Below are 24,402 nucleotides of genomic sequence, written 5' to 3' on the forward strand. Positions count from 1 at the left end.
AAAAGGCAACTGTTGGTGCGCGGCCCGATCGAAAGATCGGCGGCAAACGTCTTTAAAACCGGCCGCCGCTGGTGCACCTTGCGCCCATGACCACACAATCGAATATTATCTATGCCAGTGAGCCTGAGCTCGACGTCGCTGAATTCCGCCGCGTGCTGGTCGAATCCACGCTCGGCGAAACACGCCCCGTCGATGACGACGCCCGGCTGCAAGCGATGCTTTCAGGCGCGAACCTGGTGCTCACGGCGCGGCTCGACATCGAAGGCAGGCCGCTGATCGGCGTTATCAGGGCCATCACCGATTTTTCCTGGGTGTGCTACGTCTCAGAGCTCGCCGTGTCGCAATCGGCGCAAGGCGTCGGCATCGGCAAGGGCCTGATGGACGAGGCCCGCCGGCAGCTTGGGCCTTCGGTCGCCATCAGCCTGATCTCGATGCCCGACGCCGTCGGCTTCTACGAGCGTATCGGCATGAAGCGCATGGCCGACGCGTTCTGGTTCTCCCGCGAGGGCTGACGCCGCATCGGGCGCAATTGCCGACCGGGTTGGGCAGTCAAGGCGGGCAAGGTTATCGGGCAATGCGGAACGGTGTTCAGGACCCTGCTGAGCAACGCCTCCTTGCCGCCCTTGACCCGCGCTTCATCCGGTCCACATCCCCAGCATGGGAAATCGCCGATCTCTCATAGGCACCGCCGGCTGGGGAATTCCGTCTCGATACAAGGCTGAGTTTCCGCAGTCCGGTTCGCATCTCGAACGTTACGGAAAACGCTTTCCGGTCGTCGAGATCGACACCTCGTTCTACAAGCCGCACCGCCGCGAGACCTATGAGCGCTGGGCTCACGCCGTGCCGGAGCACTTCCGCTTCGCGGTCAAGGCACCGAAGAGCATGACCCATGAGCATCGCCTCGCCGATTGCGAGGGGCTGACGGAGGACTTTCTCGGGCAGGTCGAAGGTCTCGGCGAAAAGCTGAGCGTGCTTCTGGTGCAGCTGCCGCCGAGCTTGCCCTTCGAGCCGGAGGTCGCCGGCGGTTTCTTCGACATGTTGGGCAAGCGTATCCGGGCAAGGCTGGCATGCGAGCCGCGCCATCCCACCTGGTTCAGTGCCGAGACGGACGCACTGCTGGCCGGTCACCAGGTCGCCCGGGTCGCCGCCGACCCGGCTTCGGTTCCGGAGGCAGCAGGGCCGGGTGGCTGGCCCGGCCTTGCCTATTTCCGCTGGCACGGCGCGCCGCGCATCTACTATTCGGGTTACGATACCGAAACGCTCGACCGGTTTGCGCGGCAAGTGGAAGCAACGGCCGCTTCCGGTGCCGAGGTCTGGGGGATTTTCGACAACACGGCCGCCGGGCATGCACTGGGGAACGCGATGGCTGTCAGTGCGATGGTTGCTTAGACGCTCGCGGGACAGCACCCCCTCTGGCCTGCCGGCCATCTCCCCCGCAAGGGGGAAATCAGATGCCGCGACCGCTTCGCCAATCGCCGACGTTGCAAGAATGGCGCCTTCGCCGAAGCTGCCAATCTCCCCCCTTGCGGGGGAGATGCCCGGCAGGGCAGAGGGGTGGGCGGGAACTCGACAGTGAGCTTTTGCCGCCTCAAATCACATTCAATTCCCGGAACGCCCTTCCTTCGGCCACTCTGGCGTACCCAAACGCCGAGCAATCCACCGTCCGATACCCGCCATGCACCAACAACTCCGCCAGCGCCTTGCCGACCGCCGGCGCCTGCTGCAGGCCGTGGCCGGAAAATCCGTTGGCAAAGATGAAATTGCCGACCTCGGGATGCGGCCCGATCACCGCGTTCTGGTCGAGCGTGTTGTAGTCGTAGTGGCCGGCCCAGGCGCGTGTCGGCTTGATCGCCTCGAAGGCGGGGATGCGGGTGGCCAGCACCGGCCAGATCACCTCTTCGAACAGCGGCCAGTCGACCTCGAAATCGGCTGGATCGGCGGGACCGTCGCCCTCTTCCGGCTCGGCGCCGCCGGTGAGATAGACCGAGCCTTCCGGCCTGACATAGATGCCGGAGGGATCGACCAGCAGCGGCATGTCGGCGTATTTTTCCCGCGCCTCGAAGACGAAAACGTTGCGCTTGCGCGGCTCGACGGGCAGCACGAGTCCCGCCATGCCGGCCACCTTGCCGGCATTCGGCCCGGCGGCATTGACGACGATGCCGGCTTGCAGTCTTTCGCCATTGTCGAGGTCCATGCCGGTGACGCGGTTGCCCTGCCTTTCGATGCCGGTGACGTCGGCGGCGATGAAATCGATTTGTCTGTCGCGCAGCGCCTTGCGGAACAGCGTCAGCATCGCATGAGCGTCGAACCAGCCCTCGCCGCTGCGGCCGAAGGCGCCGGCGCTGATGCCTTCCGTCGACAGCCACGAAAAGCGCTTTGCCAGCTGGTCGGCATCCTCGAGCAGAATGTCGGCGCCCTCGGCGACCTGCGCCTCGTGGTTGGCTTTCAGGATCGGCAACCCGGCCTCGCCGGCCAGGATGAGATAGCCGCCCTCGCGAAAGCCGATATCGGCATCGGCGCCGAAGGTCTCCTTCAGCCGCCGGAACAGGTTTAGCGTGAACTGCGACAGCCGGATGTTTTCCGGGATCGAGAATTGCTGACGGATCGAGGCCATGGACAGCGTCGTTGCCGCATGGGCGAATTGCGGATCGCGTTCGATCAGCGCAATCGAGCCGGTAAAGCCTTCCTCGCGCAGATAATAGGCGACAGAGGAGCCGACGATGGCCCCGCCGATGATGACAATGTCGTAGCGCACGTTTTCTCCGATCCGGCCGCCGGTATGCTTCACGCCGCCGGCACAATGATCTCGAAGCGCGTGCCGCGTCCGGAGTCAACCAGCGCGATCGTGCCATCATGCGCTTTCAGGAGGGCCAGCACGATGCCGAGGCCCATGCCGGTCCCGCCGGATTCGCGCCGCGTGGTGAAGAACGGCTCGAAAATGCGTGCCCTGTTGCTCGGCGAGATGCCGGTGCCGTCGTCGCTGACCGCAATGGTCACCTTGCCTTCGGCGGTGGCCGCAGAGAGAAGAACCTGGGTGGCTCCGTGCCTGGCCGAATTGTCGATCAGATTGGCAAGCACGATCGCCGCATTCTCGGCTGATATCCGCAGGCCGATTTCGCCACCCGCCTCAATGTTGACCGCCAGCCGGCCATCGACCGGAAGCAGCGCCAGCGCTGCATCGAGCGATGTGCTTTCGCCGCTCGGCGCCAGATTTTCGGCGCGCGCCAGGTCGAGCAGGCGACGCACCAGCAGATTGAGCCGGCCGGCGTCATTGACGATGTTGCCGGAGAACCGCTTGCGCTCGGCGGCATCCATCGCCTCGCCGGAATCGCGCAGCAGCTCGGCCGCGCCCTGGATCGCCGTCAGCGGCGATTTGAGCTCGTGCGAGACATGGGTGGCAAAAGTCTGGATCGAGTCGGAGCGCGCTTGCAGCTTTTCGGCCATGTCGAGAAAGGCGGCGGACAGCTCCGCCATTTCGCGCGTGCCGTGATGGTCGAGCGGCCGGATCGCGTCGCGGTCGCCGGCGGCGATGCGCCTGGTGCGCTCCATCAGCGCGTAGATCGGCCGGCTGACGGTGCGCAGGAAGACCAGCGCGATCAGCAGCGTGCCGAACAGCATGGCAATGGCCGCCAGCGTCACCTTGCCGCGTTCGCCATAGAGATGTTTGACGATGTTGTTCGGCGTCCGGGAGAGATAGATCACGCCGGCGACGTGGCCAGCGACCGCAATCGGCATGGCGACGAAGACACGAACTTTCGTGCCGCGGCTGACCGAATAGAGCGGCGGCGGCGGCTGATCGGGGATTCGTTGCCTCAATGCGCTGGCATAGCGGCCGGCAAGGGCCTCGCGCACCTCCTCGACATTGGCCAGGGATAGTCCGACCTCGTCGCGCCCGGCAATGACGACGCCCTTGGGATCGAGCAGCCGGAAGCCGGCCAGCGTGGTTTTTTGCGTCGTGTCGAGAATGCCGGACAGTCGCGCGCCGATGGCCGTGAAGGCTGGATCGGTGGCGGCGGCAATGCCGGCGGGCCGGGTCGGCAGCAGATAGTCGGAAGCGAGATCGAGGCTCGGCTCGATCGGCTGGTAAGGCGAGTCGTCGCCGCGGCTGGCATCGCCGCTGTCAGCCTGCATCGGCACCCCTAGCTTCTCCGGGGCAATGGCGGCGTCACTGATATTCTGTGCATAGATGGCGGCGATGACGGCGCCTTGCGCGATCAACTCGCCCTCAGTCTGGCGGATCAGCTGGTTTTCATAAAGCCGGAAGAAGAACAGGCCGACCAGCGGCAGCGCCAGCACCATGATGAGGATGGCGAGAACCACCGTGGCCAGCCTTGGCCGCCATTTGGTGCCGATCCATTTGGCGTCGCTCAGGCGCCGCATCGGCCGAGCCGGAAACCGACACCATGCACGGTTTCAATGGCGTCGAGACAGCCCGCCGCCGCCAGCTTGGCGCGGATGTTGCGGATGTGGCTATCGACGGTACGGTCGGCGACGTGGATGTTGGCGGCATAGGCGCTGGCGACCACCAGGTCGCGGCCCAGCACATGCGCCGGCCGCGCCAGAAATCCCCTGAGGATCGAGAATTCGATCGCCGTCAGCGCCAGCGCCTTGCCGTCGAAACTGGCGCCGTGGCTGGCCGGCGCCAGGCTGAGCTTGCCATGCGCGAAGTTCTTGTCGTCGGCGGGGTCGGGCGCCACCGGGCGGGCGCGGCGCAGGATGACGTTGACGCGCGCCACCAGTTCGCGCGGGCTGAACGGTTTCGTCACGTAGTCGTCGCCGCCCATTTCGAGCCCGAGGATGCGGTCGATTTCCTCGTCGCGCGCGGACAGGAACAGAACCGGCACGTCGGAGCGCTGCCTCAGCCGCCGGCAGACTTCCAGCCCGTCCATCTCCGGCATGCCGATGTCGAGCACGACGAGATCGGGCACGCGGCGCTCGATCGCCTGCAGGGCCGCGGCGCCGTCGGACACGGCCTGCGTCTTCATCCCGGCCTTTTCCAGCGCAAAGCAGATGATCTCGCGTATGTGCGGATCGTCGTCGGCGACCAGGATCTGATGCGGCATGGATCTAACGGTCCGGCACTGAAGGTTGCGAGGGCTGGGTAGGTGGAGGAAGCACGAGCGGACCTCTCTTGTCGAGAACCTGCACGAGCCTCCAGCCGCGAAAGCTCCAGGCGCGCCACTGCTTCTGCTCGGCGATAGTGTCGTCGATCATCATTTGGTCGGCCAGATAGGTGGTTTGGTTTCCGAATTGGTGCATGTAGAGGCGGTCCAGCGCCGGCATGGCGGCAGCGCCGAGCGAGCGCAGATATTCGGTATCGATAGGCGTGCCGTCGCCGGTCATTTCAAGGGAATGGTCGACATTGAAATTGGCGATCGTTGCGGCGAAGTTGATGAAGCAGCAGGCATAAAGCGCCGCCGATAGCGTCGCAAGATTGGCGGAGAGCAGCCATTCGTTGGATTTTCCAACCGCGATGCGGGCAATGATCAGTGCAAGCCCTGACGCCACCAACCCCATCCAGACGAAGGCGGCGATGCGCCAGTAGGTCAGTGCATAGACGCCGATATAGAGATCGAGCCTGAGAATCGACGAGATGACCAGCACGATGTTCTGCGCCACCCAGGCATAGACCAGCCGGCGGATCAGCGGATTGCCTGAGGTTTCGCTGCCCGGCCGCAGCGCCGCCAGCACGAAGCCGGCGGCCAGCAGCGCGGTGGCGATCAGCGGATACGCGCCGCGATGGGCATAGGCGGCATAGCTCAACCCGTCGGGAAGGGCGGCCCCGCCCCAGAGATAGGCGGCGTCGAGCCCGGTCTGCAGCGCAAACAGGGCATTGAAGACGATCAGCGCGCGCAAGATCGCGGCCTTGCCGAAGACGACGGCCTCGATCGTTGTCGCTGGTTTAGTCGCGGCCGGTGCGGCCACGGCTGCAGGCGGCGTCAAAGGTGGAAGGCGGCGTGGAAGGCGGCGCAGCAAGCGCGGCAGGCGAGGCCGCAGGAAAGCCCAGACGCCGGCGAGCACGAACAGCCAGAAGACGATCCGCGCCAGCTGGATGAGATCGAGCAGCTTCATCAGGTCGATCAGCGACAGCCAGTATTCGATGACCGGATTGGCGGCGCCGAACAAGAACAGGAACACCGCGCCCAGCGTCACCGGCATGACCCAGACGATGATGGACGCCAGGCGGATGCGGCGGCCGCCAAGCCGGCGCACCGTGCGGCGCCATTGGAAAAAGTCACGGATAAGGCGCAGCGGCGCCGCCAGCAGGAACAGCGCGACCTGGCCGGCAATGCGGGCGATGCCGTGCCGCAGCCGCCCGGACAGGGACAGCGCAAACACCACCAGCGACACGACAGCTATCGCCACCGACAGCGGGCTGACGTTCTCGGCCAGCGGCAGCAGCGCGACGAACAAAGCGGCCGGCTTGAGCCAGGGTCGGGTGGAATTCAGCGCGGCAGGATGCACAGCGACCACCGCGCCGGCGATCAGGATGGCAAACAGCAGGACAGTGATCCCGGCGGGCTGGCCATAGAAGAAAAAATCCGCCAGGGCGACGAGCAGGACGGCGATGCCGAAGCGGCTGGAAAAGCTTGCAAACGATGTCATGCGCGGATTTTCCTGATGGGCTGGGTCCGCTCGGCCGGTGGGCGGATAAAAGGGAGCAGGCTCGCTTCCAGGTAAGGGCGGGCCTCCGCCCGGGGCGGATCGACCAACCACCAGCTTTCGCTGCGCAGGCGATAGGGCAAGGACCAAAGGTGAGCGTTTCGCTGTTGCATGCCGCTGTTGTCGCGGGCTCGCATGGAAACGGCGGGGCGGAGCGGAGGAGGTTTTCCGCAGGGATGTGCAGTTTTCGTGCAGGACCTGCGCTTCCAGCCAGGCTCCTTTTTCCTCTCCCTCCGGAGGGGGGAGAGGTGGCTCGGCGAAGCCGAGACGGAGTGGGGGAACCACCTGGCAATCGCCGCGAACGGACATCGGAAGGGCACTGAGCGCATTGCTCGCGTTGCGCCCAAGGGTCGACCCCCACTCCGTCGAGCTTCGCTCGACACCTCTCCCCCGATCGACGGGGGAGAGGAAAGGCCCCCCTTCCGCAACTGCTGCGGGACGGGCGGGGCAGCGCAAGCTTTCGCAGTTGGCTCGTCATCAGGTACCGGTCGGACGCTTGCCTCACCCGCCCCCACGCGGCATAGATCGGCCATGACAAGCGAACCTTACCGCCCGCGCCGCTCGGTGCTTTACGTCCCCGCCTCCAACGACAAGGCGCTGGCCAAGATCGCGACGCTGGCCTGCGATGCCGTGATCATCGACCTCGAAGACGCCGTCGCGCCCGCCGACAAGGTCGCCGCGCGGGACAAACTGGCCGGCATTTTCGCCAGCCGACCGAAACGCCGCTGCGAGATGATCGTGCGCGTCAACGCGCTGTCCAGCGAATGGGGCACTGAAGACCTGCTCGCCGCGGCAAAATTCGAGCCCGACGGCATCCTGTTGTCCAAGGTCGCCACGCCGCGCGATATCCTCGAAGTCGGCGACGTGCTCGACGACAATTTTGCCCCCGACAGCGTCAAGCTCTGGGCGATGATCGAGACGCCCAAGGCCATGCTCAACATCGGCGCCATTGCCGAACTCGGCCGCGACCCGGCCTCGCGCCTAGCTTGTTTCGTGGCCGGAACGAACGATCTGGTCAAGGAAACCGGCATTCTGGCGACGCCCGACCGCCGCTATCTTGTGGCCTGGCTGATGCAGATGGTGCTGGCGGCGCGGGCCGGCGGCATCGACATGCTCGACGGCGTCTCCAACGATTTTCGCGACCTCGACGCGTTTGCGCGCGAATGCACGGAAGCCGCCGCCATGGGCTTCGACGGCAAGACGCTGATCCACCCCGCCCAGATCGAAATCGCCAACCGCGCCTTTGCGCCCGCGCCCGAAGCCTTGGCCGAGGCGCACGCGGTGAAAGAGGCTTTCGCCTTGCCCGAAAATGCCGGCAAGGGCGTGATTGCGCTGGATGGCAGGATGGTCGAACGGCTGCACCTGGTGCAAGCCGAGAAACTGCTGGCGAAGGCCGCCGCCATCGGCGCATGATCCGCCCCGAAAAGACGAACTCACGACAGGATCTGACCCATGAGACTTTACCGCTTTTTGTCCGCCCCCGACGATTCAACCTTCTGCCACAAGGTGACCGCGGCGCTGAACAAGGGCTGGCACCTGTACGGCTCGCCGACCTACGCCTACGACAAGAAGACCAAATCGATGCGCTGCGGCCAGGCGGTGGTGAAGGATATCGACGGCCAGGAATACGGGCCGGATACGAAGCTGAGTGATTGGTAGGGAAGGCGTCAACCTCCGCGTCTTCGTCATCCTAGGGCGAAGCAAGGAGCGAAGCGACGCGACGCAGACCCTAGGATCCATGCCGTGCCGTTTGCCCTAGAGTGCAGCGGATCAGATGACGCTTGTGCCGGCGCTCGTTACTGCGGATCTGTGCTGTTCGCAGAACCGCTTGCTTTCCTGCACCGCGGCACCTGCACCGCCGTCACGGCATGGATCCCAGGGTCTTCGCGACGGAGCTTCGCTCCTGCTTCGCCCTGGGATGACAAAGGCGGGGGCTATTCCGCCGCCTCTTCGAGCTTCTCCATATCGTCGTCCGACAGGCCGAAATGGTGGCCGATCTCGTGGATCAGCACGTGGGTGACGATGTCGCCCAGCGTCTCCTCATTCTCGGCCCAGCAGTCGAGGATGGCGCGGCGGTAGAGGGTGATGCGGTTCGGGCCTTCGCCGGTCTGCGGGTTCCAGCGCTCGGCGATGCCGCGGCCCTCGAACAGGCCAAGCAGGTCGAACGGCGTCTCCAGCGACAGATCGTCCATGATCTCGTCGGTCGGGAATTCGGCGATCATGATGACGATCTCGCCGGTCAGCTTGCGAAAATCGTCCGGCAGATGCGCGTACGCCTCCAGCGCCAGAAACTCCATCTCCTCGATCGAGGGCGAGAGTTCGTCATGCCAGGTGCGGGTCTTGTAGATGCGGGCCATGCTTTGTCCTTTGATCCCGGCATATAGGCTTTCCCTCCGGACTCGGCAATGAAGCGGTAATTCCATGACGTCAATGGCTATAGAGGAATAAATTCCTTCTGACTCCGCTTGACTCTTCCGGCACCCTCTGGAATCTATAGGAACATAACAGGAACAGTTGTGAAAGAAATTGACCGTCATGGCGACATCAGCCGTGGCGCGGGAGACTGTTTTTGCCCTGCGCCGCCAGATCGCGAAGATCGAGGGAACGCTGCCCGAGCGCCTGGCCGCGCCGGCTGGCGAGGGGCTGCGCGCGGGTCCTGGCCTCGACGCCGCGCCTGAACCCGATGCCGATGTCACCATCATCCGGCGCGGGCTTGCCGTGGCTTCGCCGGATGCTTTCCTGGCCACCGGCGTCGAGCGCCTCGATGCGGCGCTGAGCGGCGGCCTTCCGAAAGCCGCCTTGAGCGAAATCCATGGCCTTGAGACCCGCAATGCCGGGGCCGTCGCCGGCTTTGTGCTGTCGCTGGTCAGCCTGATCCTCAAGGGCCAGCCCTTGCCCGTGCTGTGGATCGGCACATCGGAGATTTTTCGCGAGGCCGGCTTTCCCTATGCCAGGGGATTGCAGGGCATGTTCGGTATCGCACCGGAGCAATTGCTGTTTTCCGAGGCGCCGAAACTCACCGATGCGCTGTGGGTAGCCGAGGAGGCCGCGAAGATGACGGCGCTCGCCGCAATCATCCTCGAAATCCGTGGCAGCCCGCAGCGGCTCGACCTCACCGCGACGCGCCGGCTGCACGCGCGCGCCCAAAACGCCGGCCGGCCGGTGTTCCTGCTGCGCCAGGCCGGCGAAGCCGAGCCGACCGCCGCACCGGTGCGCCTCATCGTGTCGGCTGCACCAGCGGCGAGCCGCCGGACGATCGCCGGGTCGCTCGCCGGCTCGATCGGCCGGCCTGCCTTCACCGTCAGCATCGGCAAGAGCCGCACCGCTCTGCCTGGACAATTCACACTGGAGTGGAATCCCGATGAACACGCATTCGAAGAAAGAAAGCCCCGCGAAAAACGGGCAGAGAATTCTGTCGCTGTGGTTCCCGCATCTGGCGGCAGAACGGATCCTGCGCCAGCGCCTGGGACGGTCGTGGCGTTCCCGGCCTTCGGATCATCTGCCGCCATCTCACCCACCGCTCGTGATCAGCCATCGCGACCGCAACGCCCAGCGCATATCGGCCCTCGACGAGCGGGCTGAGGCGCTGCATCTGAAGCCTGGCATGGGCATTGCCGATGCGCGCGCCATGCATCCCTCGATCGACATCGTCGAGGCCGATCCGGACGCCGATCGCCGGCTGCTCGAAGGCCTCGCCGACTGGTGCGATCGCTATACGCCGCTGGTGGCGCTCGACGGTACTGATGGCCTTTATCTCGACGTCACCGGCTGCACGCATCTGTTCGGCGGCGAGCGCGCCATGCTGGACGACATCCTTGCGCGGTTTTTCCAGCAGGGTTTCGATGTCCGCGCCGGGTTGGCCGCGACGCCGGGTGCAGCCTGGGCGGCGGCGCGCTTCTGCGGCAACCGCATCGTTGTCTCCGGCGAGGAGGAAGCGCTGCTCGCCCCCTTGCCGCTGGCGGCACTGCGCATCGAAGCCGATATCCGCGCCAGCTTGGAAAGCGTCGGCCTGCGGACCGCCGGCGCGATCATGGCAGCGCCGCGCGCGCCGCTCGCCCGTCGCTTCGGCGCGACCTTGCTGTTGCGGCTCGACCAGGCGCTCGGCCGTCTCGACGAGGCGGTATCGCCGCGCCTGCCCGTGGCCCCGCTTTCGGTCGAACGCCACCTGGCCGAGCCGGTCGTGCTGACCGCCGAGATCGAACGGCTGGTGCTCTTGCTGGCGGTGACGCTGAAGGCCGATCTCGAACGCCGCGGCGAGGGCGCAAGGATGCTGGCGCTGCTTTTGTTTCGCGTCGACGGCGCCGTCAGCCGCATCGCTGTCGGTACCTCGCGACCGTTGCGCGAACCCAAGCTTATCCAGCGCCTGTTCCATGAGCGGCTGGCCGCGCTCGAACAGGACATCGATGCCGGCTACGGCTTCGACCTGGTGCGGCTTTCGGTGCTGGCGGCCGCCGGCTTCGACATGCAGCAGGCCGATTTGACCGGCGAGACCGAGGATGACGGCGCCGACATGGCACTCTTTGCCGACCGCATCCGCGCCAGGCTCGGCGACAGTGCGGTGCTGAAACCGGTCGCCCTCGAGAGCCATCTGCCGGAGCGCGCCATCGCCACCATCCCGTTCTCGGAAGCGCCACAACGCAAAACACCGCTCAGGAAGCCGGGCTCGAAAGACGCGCCGCGCGCAACCATCTTCCCGCCGGAACGGCCGATCCGGCTGTTCCGTTCGCCCGAGCCGATCGAGGTGCCGGCCACCGAAATGCCTGAGGGTCCGCCGATGAATTTCCGCTGGCGCCGCGCGCTCTACCGGGTCGCGCGCGCCGAGGGGCCGGAACGCATCGCGCCGGAATGGTGGCGTGAAACGTCAAGCGATCCGCTCACATCGACGCGTGACTATTTCCGGATCGAGGATGCCGACGGCCGCCGCTACTGGCTCTACCGGCAAGGCCTCTATGGCAACCCGCAGGTGCCGCCGCGCTGGTTCATGCATGGGGTCTTCGCATGAACGCGCTGACCGTCATCCCCTATGCGGAATTCGGCATCCAGTCGAACTTCTCCTTCCTGCGCGGCGCCTCCAAGCCGGAGGAGCTGGTGGTGGCGGCCAAATTCCTCGGCTTTTCCTCGATCGGACTGGCAGACCGCAACACGGTGGCCGGCGTCGTGCGCGCCTGGCAGCAGGCCAAGGTCGAGAAGCTCGCCTATCACCCCGGTTGCCGCCTGGTGTTCGGCGACGGCACGCCGGACATTCTCGCCTATCCGCAGAACCGCAAGGGCTGGGGCCATCTCTGCCGCATGCTGACGCAAGCCAATTTGCGCGATGAAAACGAGAAGGGCGCGACCCTTCTCCAGCGCAGCGACCTGCTCGAATGGGGCGACCTGCTGTCGCTGGCGGTGCTGCCGGATCTCTCGGCGAATGCCGACGATCCCCTGGCATTGGTCCGTCAACTGAAAGACCGTTTCGGCGCTAATTTGCGGCTAGGCATGGCGCCGGATTATCGCGGCAATGACCGTTTCCGCATCGAGCAGGCGGCGGGCATGGCGGACATCGCCGGCGTGCCGCTGATGGCGACCAACGACGTGCTTTATCACAGCGCCGAGCGCCGCTCGCTGCAAGATGTGCTCACCGCCATCCGCCTCAATTTGCCGGTCGCCGAGGTCGGGCTGGAGCTGACGGCCAACGCCGAGCGCCATCTGAAGCCGCCGCTGGAAATGGCCCGTCTCTTCCGCCGCCATCCACCGGCGCTGGCCGAGACGCTGCGCTTTGCCGGCGAACTGACCTTCTCGCTCAGCGACCTCCAGTACAATTATCCCGACGAGCCGACGCAATCAGGGCTTGGGCCGCAGGCCGAGCTAGAGCGTCTGGCCAGGGAGGGGGCCGCCACGCGCTATCCGGCGGGCGTCCCCGCTTCCGTCTTGCAGCGCATCAGTGAGGAGCTCGCTCTGATCGAGCGTCTGAATTATGCGCGCTATTTCCTGACCGTTTACGACATCGTCCAGTTCGCCCGCAATGAGGGCATTCTGTGCCAGGGCAGAGGCTCGGCCGCCAACTCGATCGTCTGCTACTGCATCGGCATCACCGAGGTCGGCCCCGAGCGCATCGACACGTTGTTCGAGCGCTTCATTTCCGAGGAGCGCAACGAGCCGCCCGACATCGACGTCGATTTCGAGCATGAGCGGCGTGAGGAGGTGATCCAGTACATCTACTCCAAATACAGCGCCAAGCGCACCGCGCTGGCTGCCGCCGTCATCAGCTATCGCGGCCGCTCGGCGCTGCGCGAGGTGGCCAAGGCCATGGGCCTGTCGGACGATGTCCGCATTGCGCTCTCCAGTTCGATCTGGGGCTGGTCGACCTCGGAGCTCGGCGAGAAGGAGGCGCATGCCGGCGGCCTCGACCACAACGAGACCTCGACCCGTCACGTGATCGCCCACGCCAACGAGATCATGGGCTTTCCCCGGCATCTGTCGCAGCATGTCGGCGGCTTCGTCATTACCCGCGACCGGCTCGACGAGATCGTCCCCATCGTCAAGACGGCGATGGAGGCGCGCAAGATGGTCGAGTGGGATAAGGACGATCTCGACGCGGTGAAGATCCTGAAGGTGGATATTCTGGCGCTTGGCATGCTGACCTGCCTGAAGCGCGCCTTCACCTTGCTCACCGACCATTATCCGAAGGCCCGGGATGATTACGGCCGACCCTATGTGCTGGCCACCCTGCCGCCGGAAGAGAACGACGTGTACGACATGATCTGCCGCGCCGACACGCTCGGCGTCTTCCAGATCGAATCGCGCGCGCAGATGTCGATGCTGCCGCGTCTACGCCCGCGCGAATTCTACGACCTGGTCATCGAGGTGGCGATCGTGCGGCCCGGCCCGATCCAGGGCGACATGGTGCACCCCTATCTGCGCCGTCGGCAGGGCAAGGAAGCGGCTGAATATCAAAAGCCAGAGCTGGAGGCTATTCTCAAGAAGACACTCGGCGTGCCGCTGTTTCAGGAACAGGCGATGAATATTGCAATCGTCGCCGGTGGTTTCAAACCCGGCGAAGCCGACGAACTACGCCGCGCCATGGCCACCTTCAAGCGCACCGGCACCATCGGCAATTACCGCCAGCGCATGATCGACGGCATGGTCGGCAAGGGATACACCAAGGACTTCGCCGAGCGCTGCTTCAAGCAGATCGAAGGCTTCGGCGAATACGGCTTTCCCGAAAGCCACGCCGCCTCCTTCGCTTTGCTCGTCTATGCCTCCTGCTGGTTCAAGACCTTTTATCCCGACGTGTTCTGCGCCGCGATCCTGAATTCGCAGCCGATGGGGTTTTACCAGCCGGCCCAGCTGGTGCGCGACGCGCGCGACCATGGCGTCGATATCCGCGACGTCGACGTCAATTTTTCCGACTGGGACTGCACCCTGGAGAAAGCCCAATTCGATCCGGGCCGCATCCTGGGGCGCCATGCCGAAATGCGCGGTGTCATCAAGACCCGGTACGCCGTCCGGCTTGGCTTCCGTCAGATCAAGGGCTTGGCCGAGAAGCGTATGGAAGCTTTCACCGCGCGGCGCGGCGCCGGCTATACAAGCGTCAGGGATGTGTGGCTGCGCTCGGGCCTCGATGTCGGCGAAATCGAAAGACTGGCGCAGGCTGACGCCTTCCGCTCGCTCGGCCTCGACCGTCGTGAAGCCTTGTGGGCGGTGCGCGCGCTGGATGGCAAGAGCGCCGCCGAACGGCTGCCGCTGTTCGACCAGCCGGCGATCCGGCTGCGCGAACTCGAGCCCGAGACAAAACTGCCGACAATGCCGCTCGGCGAGCACGTCATCCACGACTACCGCGCGCTCGGCCTGTCGCTGAAGGCGCATCCGGTCGCCTTCCTGCGCGAGCGGCTCGACCGCGCCGGCGTCATTCCCAATGCCAATCTCGGCTCGGTGCGCGACGGCAGGCGGGTCTCGGTCGCCGGCCTGGTGCTGGTGCGGCAGCGGCCCGGCAAGGGCAATGCGATCTTCCTGACGCTGGAAGACGACAAGGCCGTCGCCAACGTCATTTTCTGGGAGCGGACCTTTACCCGTTTCCGGCCCATCGTCATGGGCGCGCGCTTCGTCAAGGTCACCGGCAAGCTGCAGTCGGAATCCGACGTCATCCACATCGTCGCCGAAAAGATCGAGGATTTGACACCGTGGTTGACGGTGCTGCTGGAAGAGATGACGCCGGCTGCCCGGCCCGACATTGCCACCCTCTCGGACAAAGCTGAAAGGGTCATGCCCAAGGGGCGGAATTTTCAGTAGGGCAAGTGCAGGGCGGTCGGGAGCCCATGACATTAATGCCGGCAAGGGCAGAGGGGGGCGCGAAGGATCGCCAACAGAATGGCTTCTTAGGCTGAGGTCCGTTTGAACCACCCCTGGTCCCTCAGCCCGGCCCACCCAATCGCGGCGGCGACAGCACGTCTTCCGCCGAAATCGTCCGCGCCTCCGAGGGCAGCATGATCGGGATGCCGTCGCGCACGGGATAAGCGAGCTTGGCGATCCGCGAGATCAACTCGCCGCGCACCGGGTCCCAGGCCAGCGGCCCCTTGGTCAGCGGGCAGGCCAGCAGCTCCAGCAATTTTGGATCGACATTGACCGACTTGCCGTCACGCCCATCCGCAGCCATTGGATCCCCCTTCAGCCATCGGCTCAGCCCTTATTGCAGGCTGGAGCCAAAGTCCTCATTCTCGCGCGCCAGCGCCATTTCGGTGATGGCGATCAGCGTCTCCGCGCGGGCTTTCAGGTCGGGCGCCTCCAGCAGCGCCTGTTTCTCGGCCGGTCCGTAGGGCGCCATCATCGACAGCGCATTGACCAGCATGGTGTTCTCGGCGCGGCTGACGCTTTCCCAATCGGCTTCGAGATCGTTGGCCTGCAGATAAGCGCGAAACGCTTTCAACAGCGCCGGCCGGTCGACCTCGCTTGCCGCCTGGTCTTCGGCAAGATCGGTGAGGAACGGCGCCAGCTTGCATTGCCGGAAAGGCGTCTTCACCGGCAATTCGCTGGTGATGCGGAAACGGCAGACGCCCTGCAGCGAAACCAGATAGCGGCCGTCGCCGCTCTCGGCCATCGAGATGATGCGCCCGGCGCAGCCGACATTGCACAGTTCCGGCTCCCCGTCGGCGCGCAACGCGCCATTGAGGCTGGGCTGGACGATGCCGATCAGCCGCGCGCCGGCGATCGCCTCATCCACCATCTGCAGGTAGCGCGGCTCGAAGATGTTGAGCGGCATGCGCCCGCCCGGCAGCAGCAGCGCGCCGGCAAGCGGAAACACCGGAATGGTTGCCGGCAGATCCTTGCCGACCCGGTAAAATGCGTTTCCGACCTGCACCTTCACTCCTCCGACCCGCTTCGGGCGCGATGTTATCGGCCTAATCTGGCGCGGCGGCCGCCGACCGCAAGGCCCGACAGCCACGCCCCGGCAATTTGGCCGGCAAACGGCTCAGGAAAACAGCAGCGACGACAATTTGCGCCGTGCCGCCAGCGTCGCCTCGTCGGTCATGCCCCAGGCCTCGAACAGTTTCAGCAGCTGCGCCCTGGCGCCGTCCTCGTTCCACGTCCGGTCGGCTTTTATAATCGCCAGAAGATTGTCGGCCGCCGCATGGCGCTCGCCCCTGGCGTTCTGGATCATGGCGAGGTCGAAACGCGCCTGGTGGTCGCCGGGATTGGCGGCCAGTCGCTGCTCGAATTCAGCTGGATTGCCAAGTGCTGCCGCTTCCGCAGCCAGCGTCATCTTGGCACGCAGCGCGGCAAGTGCCGGCGCATTTTTCTTGGCCTCCGGCGCCGTTGCCAGCAGCGCCTCGGCGCCGTCGCTGTCGCCGGCCTCGAACAGAAGCTCGCCCAGCCCGGCAATCGCCTCGATCGTCTCCGGCGCTTGCGCCAGGATGGCGTCGTAAATGTCGGCTGCGGTCTGCGCATCGCCCGCCGCATGCGCTTCCGCCGCCGCGGCCAGTGCTTCGGCCACCGGCGGCGCGCCATTGCCCTTGCCGCCGACCTTGGTGATGAACTCGGCGATCTGGCTCTCGGGGATGGCGCCCATGAAGCCGTCGACAGGCTGGCCGTCCTTGAAGGCGATGACCGCCGGGATCGACTGGATGCCGAGCTGGCCGGCGATCGAGGGATGATCGTCAATGTTCATTTTGACCAGCTTGACCTTGCCGCCGGCGGCCTTGACCGCCTTTTCCAGAAGCGGCGTGAGCTGCTTGCAGGGCCCGCACCACGGCGCCCAGAAATCGACCAGTACCGGCTGTTTGCGCGATTCCTGGATGACGTCGGCGGCGAAAGTGGCGGTCGTGGTGTCCTTGATCAGCTCGCCAGCGGCAGGTGCTGCGCCGGGTGTCGGGCCAAGTGCCGACTTGGCCGGCTCGGCGCCGCCATATTGCACGGACGTGGTGTACTGGCCAGAATTGCCGCCGAATTGGCCGCCAAACGGATTGTTGTTGTCGCTCATGTCGTCGCCCTTCCGATCGCGCCCAGCGGAGCAGCGCGACGTCCTTAACTAGAGGTCAGTTTTCGCCATCCATGTGGCGATCAAGCCGAGACTTTCAAGATAGCAGCATCATGTCCGGTTGCCTCGACGAATCTGATGAGGTCGGCGGACGCGATCGACGTCGTCGCCTCATTGGTCAGCGGATGCGCGTTGACTGTCGCATGTGCTATCAAATCCTGGTCGAGCACCACTTTGACCCGTCTTTCGGTGTCGTTGATCAGCCCGAACACGGTGACCGCGCCCGGAATGACACCGAGCAGCTCCATCAGCATCTCCGGCTTGCCGAACGACACCCGGCCGGCGGCGCCGATCATCGTGTGGATCTGCTTCAGGTCGACGACCGCCTCCTCGCCGACGCTGACCAGGAAGAAATTGTCCTTCTTGTCCTTGAGAAACAGATTTTTCGTGTGCCCGCCCGGTATCTCGCCGCGCAGCGACTGCGAATCGGCCACCGTATAGAGCGGCGGATGGCGCACGGTCGACACTGATATGCCGAGATCGGCAAGAAAGGCGAAAAGCTCAGCTTCGGTCTTCGGCATTGGTGGTCTTCCCCTGTATCGGCGCGCGGCAAAGCCGTTTACGGCCAATGATGCCGCCGAGACAAGACCGTCATGCGGGAAGTCGATGAACCACCCGCGTGGCCGACAAGGTTCCGCCAAGCGATTTGGCGCGACCAAAAAGCCCGTCATTTCCCTGTTGCAATCGCCGCGCTCTTCAGCCATATAGGCCCGGCTTGCGGCCAAAGGGCCGTGTGAGCGGGTGTAGCTCAGGGGTAGAGCACAACCTTGCCAAGGTTGGGGTCGAGCGTTCGAATCGCTTCACCCGCTCCAGTTTCCTCTAGGGGAATCAAGCGATGAAGAGGCGCCTTTCGGGGCGCCTTTTGCTTTTTCCAGACCGGCGATGTAAGCGCGTTGCGGGACACTTGTTCTCCCTCAGAACCAGGCGCAGGTAAGACGGCGTGGCGCACAATCCCTCGGGTTCAATTTCGGCGAAAGGCGGCACCGCATCTGAAGCGCTTGCTTGGCTGGCGTTGCGGAACGCCGCGTCCGAATGCGGCTCAGGCTCGCGCTTGATCGACCCGCAGCCCCTGCGCGCACTCCCGGCGGGACGCAAGTGGGCGCATGAGATTGCCAAGGTAATCTTCGATGGCCTCATGGCAGGAAGCCTGTCGGTGCCGGCGCAATTGGCTGCCGGATGGGCGAGGTTCGGCAGCGCAACCACCGCGTTGATCATCGAACTCGGCAAGATCTGGGACAATCCCGCAGCGGCTCGCCGCGTCCAGTACCAGCTTGAGCAAATGCTTCTCGAACCCGACGATCTTGCCACGCCGCGCAGGCTGGCGCGAACGCTCGGAATTCGCGTCGACGCTCGCAATCCGACCGCGACCGAACTGCCGGAAGGCATCGATCAGATCTATGCCCATCTGATGCTGGATGGCCGGATCGAGGCTGTCGTGCAGTTCGGTGCACTCGGGACGGTGACGAGCGATCATTGGATTGAATTGATCCTGGATGTAGTGCCTGCTGAGCGGCTTGCGGGAGGATCGCCTGCACCGCAAAAGGGCGCCGGCGCGACCACGTCAAACACGCCTGCAGCCGAGGTATCGTTTGCCATGGCGGGAAGCGAGCCCGATCAGGACAGCCACTTCGGCAAACTCGCGCAATTGGCCGCACAGGCGCATGACCTGGTTCGGTCGAGCGCTGAACCGTCAGAGCCTGTTACGCCGCGCCGCGCACGGGTCGCGGACAAGCACGACAAGGATCGCACGGCGTTCTGGAACAGCTATTTCGCGACCGAGGATCCCTGGAACTACAGCTCGCTCTATGAGCAGGAAAAATATGAGCGGCAGATCGAGATCCTGCCTGCCGGTCCCATCGGCCGGGCGCTTGAGCTGGCCTGTGCGGAGGGCCATTTCACGCGGCAGCTGGCGCCGCGCGTGGGCCATCTGACCGCAACCGACATCTCCGCCATAGCCATCGAGCGAGCCCGCGCCCGATGCAACAATCAGGCGAATGTCGAGTTCGGCGTACTCGATTTCGCTGCCGACACGCTGCCGGGTGAGATGGATCTGATCTTCTGTTCGGAGGTGCTCTACTATCTGGACGATCTCGCCGAGTTGCGGCGCATCGCCAGGAAATTTGCCGAGGCGTTGGCGCCTGGCGGCAGTTTCATCAGCGCACACGCATTCGTGCTGCGTGACAATGTCGAAAAGACGGGCTTCGACTGGAACACATTCGGTGCCCAGGCGATCTCCGAGACGCTGGCAGCGACCGAAGGCCTGGTGCTCGAGCAATCGATCCAGACCGAGCTCTACCGCATAGACCGCTTCCGCCGCCTATCGCCGGGCGATGTGGCGACGGACCCGGTGATCGATCATGTGCCGATCCGCGCGCCCATCGAAATCGGCGTCGCGCGAAATATCGTCTGGGGTGGGGCGCGAGCCTTGCGCCGCGACGTCGCACGTAACGAGCAGCGCCAGCATATCCCTGTCCTCATGTATCACGGCGTTGCCGATGAAGGTCCGGCCGCGCTCGCTCGCTTTCGGCTCACGCCCGCCGCATTCGCCAGCCAGATGGGATGGCTGCGCGCCAATGGCTTTCACGCCATTGGCTCCGAGCAGCTGGAAGCATCCATCGCCAACCGTCAGCCTTTCGTCGGCCGCCCGGTGCTCATCACTTTCGATGACGGCTTCCAGAACTTCGCCGACCATGCCTGGCCGATCTTGCGCGCCAACGACCTGACCGCGGAAGTGTTCCTGGTGACGGACCTGGTGGGCGAAAGTGCAAAGTGGGACACCGACATCGGTCCGCCGACGCCGCTTATGGGCGCCGGGACGGTGCGACGCCTCGCTGCCGAAGGCGCCTTCTTCGGCAGCCACATGGCGACGCATCGCGCCATAGATGGTCTGTCGAGCGCTGACCTGGCCGCCGAGCTCCTGCGCTCTCGTCTGTTCATCGAACGCTGGACCGGCCGGCCAACCAGGGCGTTCGCGGCCCCCTTCTCCGTCACCGACCGACGGCTTGGCCGGCTGGCCAGGGAGTGCGGCTATCGAGTAGGCTTCGGCCGCAGGCACGGGCCGGCGGACCTCCATAGCGATCTCATCGACCTTCCGCGCATCGAGATTCGCGGCGACCGCTCGCTCGATGACTTTGTCGCCACTGTCGAGGCCGTGCTCGGATAAACGGTGAACTTGTCAGTTCATTATTGGGCGACTTGCGACACGGCTGACATCAGCTCCTTCGGGTTTGGGGCGCCAAACATGTATCGCCCACCCTCCGGGACCTCCGTGAAGCTCCAGCGGACGATCCCCTGCCGGTCCAGCAGGAACTGACCAACCAGTTGTCCGTGTCCCGTGGCCATCATCTGCTCGTCGGCTTCGGTCAGTTCGTAGTGGTCCTTCTTGTCGAGGATTGCGGCGGCTGTCATCGGATCCATGGGACCGGGCAATTCGCCAGGTATGTCGACCCGCATGTCCTGTGCCGCTGCCATCGCGACCTTGTACGGCCAGTTCGTCTCGTTCTCGGTGAATTCGAGATTGGGCAGTCCAAAAGCACGATGTGAAGCGCGTTCCGGGTCCGACGCCGCAAGCAGGTTCGGCATTGGATGGTAGCGGAAATAGAGCCGCGCCCGTTCGATCGGCGTGTTGACCACCGTCAGGCTCTCCACGCCCTTTTCGCGCAGCTCCGGATCGAGACGCGCCTGAGCGGCGATGTGGCGCCGGCAAAACGCACAATGCAGACCTCGAAACAGGCCGACCAGCACCGGTTTTTGCCCGCGAAAGTCGTCAAGCGCAATCTTGCCTTCCTGGGTAATGGCGTCGAGTATCAGGTTCGGCGCCCGGTCGCCCGGTTGAAGCGGTATCAATCCACTAGGCGCGGACATGTCCAACCCCCTATCCCGGCTAGTCGAGAAAAGGCAGCACCACAAGCGCTTCCGGGTCGAGCCCGTGCTGGGCGCATATACCCTGCGCCAGGGAAAAGTAGCGTTCGGCCTCGGCCAGATTGTCGAGGTCGAGATTAAGCGTTGCGAGTCCATCATAGCACGGAAACAGCAGTTGGGGCTCGCCCGTTTCGCGGGCTACCTCCAGTGCTTCGTGGAACAAGCCGATCGCCAGTTCCGGATGGCCGTTGCACTGGTGGATCTGCCCAAGCACGATCAACGGCACTGGCAGGTGCTCGCGCTGGTCGAGCGCCCGGTCAATCTCGATGGCCTTCTCGGCAGCAGGCACGCCCTCCGTTGGACAGCGATCCGTGAAAGTACAACAAGCTACCGCCAGATTGGCGAGGAGGCGCGCCTGGAAACCCAAATCGCCAATACGGCGCGCCACTTCAAGACCGCGCCGACAGACCTCCATCGCCTTCGCCGGATCGATGGTCGTGTAGAGCACCCCGAGATTGGTGTAGCCGCGGCAGGCCGCGCCCAGCAGACCGGCGGCTTCGGCCAATTCAATGCTGCGCTCAACCTCACGCACGGCTTCATGGTTTCGCCCAAGGCGAGCCAGCGCAACAGCCTTGGTATTAAGTGCCTCGGCGGTCACGAGGGTGGCATCATCGGAGACATGTTCCGTTGTCAGAGAGCGTACGCAATCCAGCGCCGCGTCTGCCCATTTTGCCGCGAGAGTGTGATCTCCGCTGCGGAACGCTTGTCGGCCACGTTCTTGCCAGAGATGCGCCTGCTCGATCGGGGCATCCGCTCCATCGAGGAGCGCTGCCGCTTCAGCGTAGCGCGATTCCGCGTCGTCCCGCTTGCCCACGTCCCAAAACAGCCGACCGATCTTGCGCAAAACGCGCGCCGCCGCGACACGATCGGCTGACTCGCGATAGGCCTGCAGCACCGCCTCGTAGTGGCGGTGTGCAATCTCGCGGCGGCCTGCCGGGCCGCTCAAATCGGCAATGCGCTCTGCAATTGCCAGTTTGAGCGGTGTTTGCCCGATCGCGCCCAACGCAGTCAGTGCTCGCTCGTAGAAACGAAGGGCGTCGTCATTGGCGTATATCATGCGAGCGCGATCTCCCGCCGCCTGCAGGTAATGCGCGCCCCTCTCCCGCTCGGCGCTCTGAGCGAAATGATGACCGAGCACGGCCAGATCCTCGAACCGTTCCGGCTTGTCGCCGCACAGTTGCTCCAGGGCGGCACCTACCCGGCGGTGGATGTCGGTCCGGCGTTGCAGGAGCAGATTCTGGTAGATCACGTCCTGCAGCAATGTTTGCGTAAAGCGGTAGCTTTGCGACGAGACCGAGCCTGATCCGGCAACTTCCTCGATGATTTCCGCATCGCAAAGCAGTTCGCAGCCCGCTTCCAGTCGGCCGGGGTCGGCTGCCACGGCTTTCAGAAGCGTGGCATCGAAGCGCGGGCCGATTACCGCGGCTTCCTGGGCCAACCGGCGCACCTCTTGCGGCAGCCGGTCGACGCGAGCAAGCAACATTGCCTGGATCGTGGCGGGGATGCCGGTTGCGACTTCGCCTGCCACGGTCCGCCATTGCTGGCCCTCGCGCACCAATACACCGCGATCGATAAGGCCGCGAACGATCTCCTCCAAGAAAAGCGGGTTGCCGCCCGCGCGCTCGAGGATCTGGTCGAGAAGCCCTCCTGCGGCGTTTACCCAGCTCTCGCCGAAAAGCGCCGCCACCAGGCGGCGTCCGTCATCGCTGTCGAGCGGCGAAAGCCTGAGCGCTGTGTGGCTGACCCGACTTGAGTCGAGTTGGTCGTTGTCCGACGCCGGACGATGCGTGACCAGCAACATCAGCCGCGTGCGTTCCAGTCTGTCCATCACGAAACGCAGTGCCTCGAGCGAGACGGAGTCGGCCCAGTGCAGGTCTTCGACGACAATCAACAGCGGCGACAACGCAAGCCGCCGTTCCATGATTGTGCGGACCGCGTAGAGAATTTGCCGCCGCAGCTGCTCGGGCTCGACATGCTGCAAGGTGGCATCGGGGTCGCCGAGGCCAAGCACATGGTAGAGCAAAGGCATCAGCCGCTTCGCCTCCTCGCCCTGCAGGCCGAGATCGGCAAGCAAGGCTGCGAGCTTGCCCCGCATTTCGTCCCCATTGTCGTTTTGCATCATCCCGGCAGCGCTGCGCACCACTGCACCCAGGGCGCCAAATGATTGTTCACCCAGCGGTGAGCACGTGGCCTGCCGCACGGCGACGTTGCGAAAACGATCCTCGTCGCCGACGCGGGCGACGAACTCCTTCACCAACCGCGACTTCCCGATACCGGCTTCGCCGACGAGGCGGACAAGCTGGGCCGAGCCGCCGCACGCCAAGTCAAGGCTCGCCAGCATTCTGTTGAGCTCCGCATCACGACCTATTATGGGCGCACTGAGGCCGAGCGCCTCGAGCCCGCGCGCTGCACGCGGCGCCGCAAGCGGTGCATCCAGTCGGTGGACGAGCACACTGCCAGCCTTGCCGCGAAAGACGACATCGCCCAGCGACTCGTACGAGAAGGCATGCCGGGTCAGCCTGTGCGTGAGTTCGCCCACCAGCACCTCACCCGGTGCAGCCAGCGATTGCAGGCGTTGCGCCGTATTCACCGTGTCGCCGGTCACCGAATAGGATTTGGCGGTGCCGATGCCCAATCCGCCAGTAACGACCGGACCCGTGTTTATGCCTATGTGGAGCAGCAGCGGCGAGCCGGAGTGGCGGGTGCTTTCACCGAGCCGCGCCGTCCGGGCGATCATGTCGAGAGCGGCTCGAAGCGCACGTTCCGGATCGTCCTCATGCGCGACCGGCGCACCGAACAAGGCGAGCAGAGCGTCGCCGATGAATTTGTCGACGAAACCACCAAAGCCTTGCACGGCCGCCGTCAATTCCTTGAACAGTTCGTTCTGCAGCGCCTGCATGACCTCGGGGTCGAGCTGCTCGCTGAGTGTCGTGAAGCCGCAGAGATCGGCGAACAGCACCGTTACCGTTCGTCGATCGGCGTCGGAGACGGAATGCGGCCCCTCTTCGCTTTCGATGTTCGGCGACGGAGCTCGAGAGGGCTGCGCAATGGTGCGGCTTGGTGTCGGAGCAGGCCGTTCGGCAGCTTTTGCGGACGCACCCACGCTTGCCCCACATTTAGGACAGAACTCGAAATCAGGTGCGCAGGCGTAGCCGCAACTGGCGCATGGCACGGGCTGGCGGCGGCCACACTTCGGACAGAAGGCGTAACCGCCCTCGATCTCGAAACCGCAGCCAGAGCAGTTCATGGACACCTCACCAAAGCATGATGCCGAAGAGTGTGAAGCGGTTTTCGGACGACATCAT

Annotated in this window: 19 protein-coding genes and 1 tRNA gene; 9 read left to right on the forward strand and 11 right to left on the reverse strand. The window is 64.7% G+C overall.

Annotated features, from left to right (window positions below; genetic code table 11):
- Positions 1-86: 86 nt before the first annotated feature.
- Positions 87-512 (forward strand): GNAT family N-acetyltransferase, encoded by a 426-nt coding sequence (locus NLY36_RS14940; RefSeq protein WP_023694557.1) that lies wholly within the window; start codon positions 87-89, stop codon positions 510-512.
- A 145-nt stretch (positions 513-657) separates the two neighbouring features.
- Positions 658-1,389 (forward strand): DUF72 domain-containing protein, encoded by a 732-nt coding sequence (locus NLY36_RS14945; protein ID WP_023694558.1) that lies wholly within the window; start codon positions 658-660, stop codon positions 1,387-1,389.
- Positions 1,390-1,588: 199 nt separating this feature from the next.
- Here NLY36_RS14945 and NLY36_RS14950 read toward each other — a convergent pair whose 3' ends face one another.
- Genes NLY36_RS14950 through NLY36_RS14965 form a run of 4 tightly spaced genes read right to left on the reverse strand, consistent with a single transcriptional unit; the run spans position 1,589 to position 6,606 of the window.
- Positions 1,589-2,755 carry an NAD(P)/FAD-dependent oxidoreductase gene (locus tag NLY36_RS14950; protein ID WP_023736743.1) on the reverse strand — a complete coding sequence of 389 codons (1,167 nt, stop codon included), beginning with the start codon at positions 2,753-2,755 and terminating at the stop codon, positions 1,589-1,591.
- A gap of 29 nt (positions 2,756-2,784) precedes the next feature.
- Positions 2,785-4,380, reverse strand: coding sequence for a sensor histidine kinase (locus NLY36_RS14955; RefSeq protein ID WP_023736742.1), 1,596 nt, complete (start codon positions 4,378-4,380; stop codon positions 2,785-2,787).
- Complete coding sequence (locus NLY36_RS14960) at positions 4,368-5,063, reverse strand: response regulator transcription factor (RefSeq protein WP_023736741.1); 696 nt, start codon at positions 5,061-5,063, stop codon at positions 4,368-4,370. The genes NLY36_RS14955 and NLY36_RS14960 overlap by 13 nt, the downstream gene beginning before the upstream one ends.
- 4 nt (positions 5,064-5,067) lie before the next feature.
- Positions 5,068-6,606, reverse strand: a complete 1,539-nt coding sequence (locus NLY36_RS14965; protein ID WP_023736740.1) for a DUF4153 domain-containing protein — start codon at positions 6,604-6,606, stop codon at positions 5,068-5,070.
- 588 nt (positions 6,607-7,194) lie between these two features.
- Here NLY36_RS14965 and NLY36_RS14970 point away from each other — a divergent pair.
- Both NLY36_RS14970 and NLY36_RS14975 read left to right on the forward strand, forming a co-directional pair.
- Entirely contained in the window at positions 7,195-8,076 is an 882-nt protein-coding gene (locus NLY36_RS14970) for an HpcH/HpaI aldolase/citrate lyase family protein (RefSeq protein WP_023736739.1), read from the forward strand.
- Between the two features lie 39 nt (positions 8,077-8,115).
- Positions 8,116-8,322, forward strand: a complete 207-nt coding sequence (locus NLY36_RS14975) for a DUF1737 domain-containing protein (protein WP_023673921.1) — start codon at positions 8,116-8,118, stop codon at positions 8,320-8,322.
- Between the two features lie 275 nt (positions 8,323-8,597).
- Here NLY36_RS14975 and NLY36_RS14980 read toward each other — a convergent pair whose 3' ends face one another.
- Positions 8,598-9,020: a metallopeptidase family protein gene (locus tag NLY36_RS14980; RefSeq protein WP_023736738.1), complete on the reverse strand. Its 423-nt coding sequence runs from the start codon at positions 9,018-9,020 to the stop codon at positions 8,598-8,600.
- A gap of 178 nt (positions 9,021-9,198) precedes the next feature.
- On the opposite strand from NLY36_RS14980, the gene NLY36_RS14985 reads away from it, so the two are divergent.
- Genes NLY36_RS14985 through NLY36_RS14995 form a run of 3 tightly spaced genes read left to right on the forward strand, consistent with a single transcriptional unit; the run spans position 9,199 to position 14,934 of the window.
- Positions 9,199-10,245, forward strand: coding sequence for an ImuA family protein (locus tag NLY36_RS14985; protein WP_023736737.1), 1,047 nt, complete (start codon positions 9,199-9,201; stop codon positions 10,243-10,245).
- A complete protein-coding gene (locus NLY36_RS14990; RefSeq protein WP_023736736.1) occupies positions 10,187-11,665 on the forward strand; it encodes a DUF6504 family protein in 1,479 nt (492 codons plus the stop codon). Before NLY36_RS14985 ends, NLY36_RS14990 begins: the two co-directional genes overlap by 59 nt.
- Positions 11,662-14,934 (forward strand): error-prone DNA polymerase, encoded by a 3,273-nt coding sequence (locus NLY36_RS14995; RefSeq protein WP_023736735.1) that lies wholly within the window; start codon positions 11,662-11,664, stop codon positions 14,932-14,934. The genes NLY36_RS14990 and NLY36_RS14995 overlap by 4 nt, the downstream gene beginning before the upstream one ends.
- Positions 14,935-15,055: 121 nt before the next feature.
- Here NLY36_RS14995 and NLY36_RS15000 read toward each other — a convergent pair whose 3' ends face one another.
- The 4 genes from NLY36_RS15000 to NLY36_RS15015 form a co-directional block, all read right to left on the reverse strand.
- A complete protein-coding gene (locus tag NLY36_RS15000) occupies positions 15,056-15,298 on the reverse strand; it encodes a Trm112 family protein (protein ID WP_023687636.1) in 243 nt (80 codons plus the stop codon).
- Positions 15,299-15,328: 30 nt separating this feature from the next.
- Entirely contained in the window at positions 15,329-16,000 is a 672-nt protein-coding gene (locus tag NLY36_RS15005) for an LON peptidase substrate-binding domain-containing protein (RefSeq protein WP_023685086.1), read from the reverse strand.
- A gap of 111 nt (positions 16,001-16,111) precedes the next feature.
- The gene (gene trxA, locus NLY36_RS15010) at positions 16,112-17,119 is read right to left on the reverse strand and encodes a thioredoxin (RefSeq protein ID WP_023736734.1); all 1,008 of its coding nucleotides are present in this window, start codon (positions 17,117-17,119) and stop codon (positions 16,112-16,114) included.
- A gap of 80 nt (positions 17,120-17,199) precedes the next feature.
- Entirely contained in the window at positions 17,200-17,697 is a 498-nt protein-coding gene (locus tag NLY36_RS15015; protein ID WP_023672125.1) for a prolyl-tRNA synthetase associated domain-containing protein, read from the reverse strand.
- A 216-nt stretch (positions 17,698-17,913) separates the two neighbouring features.
- Here NLY36_RS15015 and NLY36_RS15020 point away from each other — a divergent pair.
- Positions 17,914-17,988: transfer RNA gene (locus NLY36_RS15020), tRNA-Gly, on the forward strand.
- Between the two features lie 128 nt (positions 17,989-18,116).
- The gene (locus tag NLY36_RS15025; protein WP_023736733.1) at positions 18,117-20,339 is read left to right on the forward strand and encodes an SAM-dependent methyltransferase; all 2,223 of its coding nucleotides are present in this window, start codon (positions 18,117-18,119) and stop codon (positions 20,337-20,339) included.
- Positions 20,340-20,359: 20 nt separating this feature from the next.
- Here the strand turns inward: NLY36_RS15025 and NLY36_RS15030 are convergent, their stop codons facing one another.
- Complete coding sequence (locus NLY36_RS15030; RefSeq protein WP_023672127.1) at positions 20,360-21,040, reverse strand: redoxin domain-containing protein; 681 nt, start codon at positions 21,038-21,040, stop codon at positions 20,360-20,362.
- Between the two features lie 19 nt (positions 21,041-21,059).
- Positions 21,060-24,344, reverse strand: a complete 3,285-nt coding sequence (locus NLY36_RS15035; RefSeq protein WP_023672128.1) for an adenylate/guanylate cyclase domain-containing protein — start codon at positions 24,342-24,344, stop codon at positions 21,060-21,062.
- Positions 24,345-24,402 lie beyond the last annotated feature (58 nt).

The organism is Mesorhizobium sp. C399B (assembly GCF_030323185.1).
Classification (GTDB): Bacteria; Pseudomonadota; Alphaproteobacteria; order Rhizobiales; family Rhizobiaceae; genus Mesorhizobium.

What these genes read in the sequence shown, in the direction of transcription:
- NLY36_RS14940 (WP_023694557.1), top strand. Translation starts at nt 87, where the DNA reads ATGACCACACAATCGAATATTATCTATGCCAGTGAGCCTGAGCTCGAC.
- NLY36_RS14945 (WP_023694558.1), top strand. Translation starts at nt 658, where the DNA reads ATGGGAAATCGCCGATCTCTCATAGGCACCGCCGGCTGGGGAATTCCG.
- NLY36_RS14955 (WP_023736742.1), bottom strand. Translation starts at nt 4,380, where the DNA reads ATGCGGCGCCTGAGCGACGCCAAATGGATCGGCACCAAATGGCGGCCA.
- NLY36_RS14960 (WP_023736741.1), bottom strand. Translation starts at nt 5,063, where the DNA reads ATGCCGCATCAGATCCTGGTCGCCGACGACGATCCGCACATACGCGAG.
- NLY36_RS14965 (WP_023736740.1), bottom strand. Translation starts at nt 6,606, where the DNA reads ATGACATCGTTTGCAAGCTTTTCCAGCCGCTTCGGCATCGCCGTCCTG.
- NLY36_RS14970 (WP_023736739.1), top strand. Translation starts at nt 7,195, where the DNA reads ATGACAAGCGAACCTTACCGCCCGCGCCGCTCGGTGCTTTACGTCCCC.
- NLY36_RS14975 (WP_023673921.1), top strand. Translation starts at nt 8,116, where the DNA reads ATGAGACTTTACCGCTTTTTGTCCGCCCCCGACGATTCAACCTTCTGC.
- NLY36_RS14980 (WP_023736738.1), bottom strand. Translation starts at nt 9,020, where the DNA reads ATGGCCCGCATCTACAAGACCCGCACCTGGCATGACGAACTCTCGCCC.
- NLY36_RS14985 (WP_023736737.1), top strand. Translation starts at nt 9,199, where the DNA reads ATGGCGACATCAGCCGTGGCGCGGGAGACTGTTTTTGCCCTGCGCCGC.
- NLY36_RS14995 (WP_023736735.1), top strand. Translation starts at nt 11,662, where the DNA reads ATGAACGCGCTGACCGTCATCCCCTATGCGGAATTCGGCATCCAGTCG.
- NLY36_RS15000 (WP_023687636.1), bottom strand. Translation starts at nt 15,298, where the DNA reads ATGGCTGCGGATGGGCGTGACGGCAAGTCGGTCAATGTCGATCCAAAA.
- trxA (WP_023736734.1), bottom strand. Translation starts at nt 17,119, where the DNA reads ATGAGCGACAACAACAATCCGTTTGGCGGCCAATTCGGCGGCAATTCT.
- NLY36_RS15015 (WP_023672125.1), bottom strand. Translation starts at nt 17,697, where the DNA reads ATGCCGAAGACCGAAGCTGAGCTTTTCGCCTTTCTTGCCGATCTCGGC.
- NLY36_RS15030 (WP_023672127.1), bottom strand. Translation starts at nt 21,040, where the DNA reads ATGTCCGCGCCTAGTGGATTGATACCGCTTCAACCGGGCGACCGGGCG.
- NLY36_RS15035 (WP_023672128.1), bottom strand. Translation starts at nt 24,344, where the DNA reads ATGAACTGCTCTGGCTGCGGTTTCGAGATCGAGGGCGGTTACGCCTTC.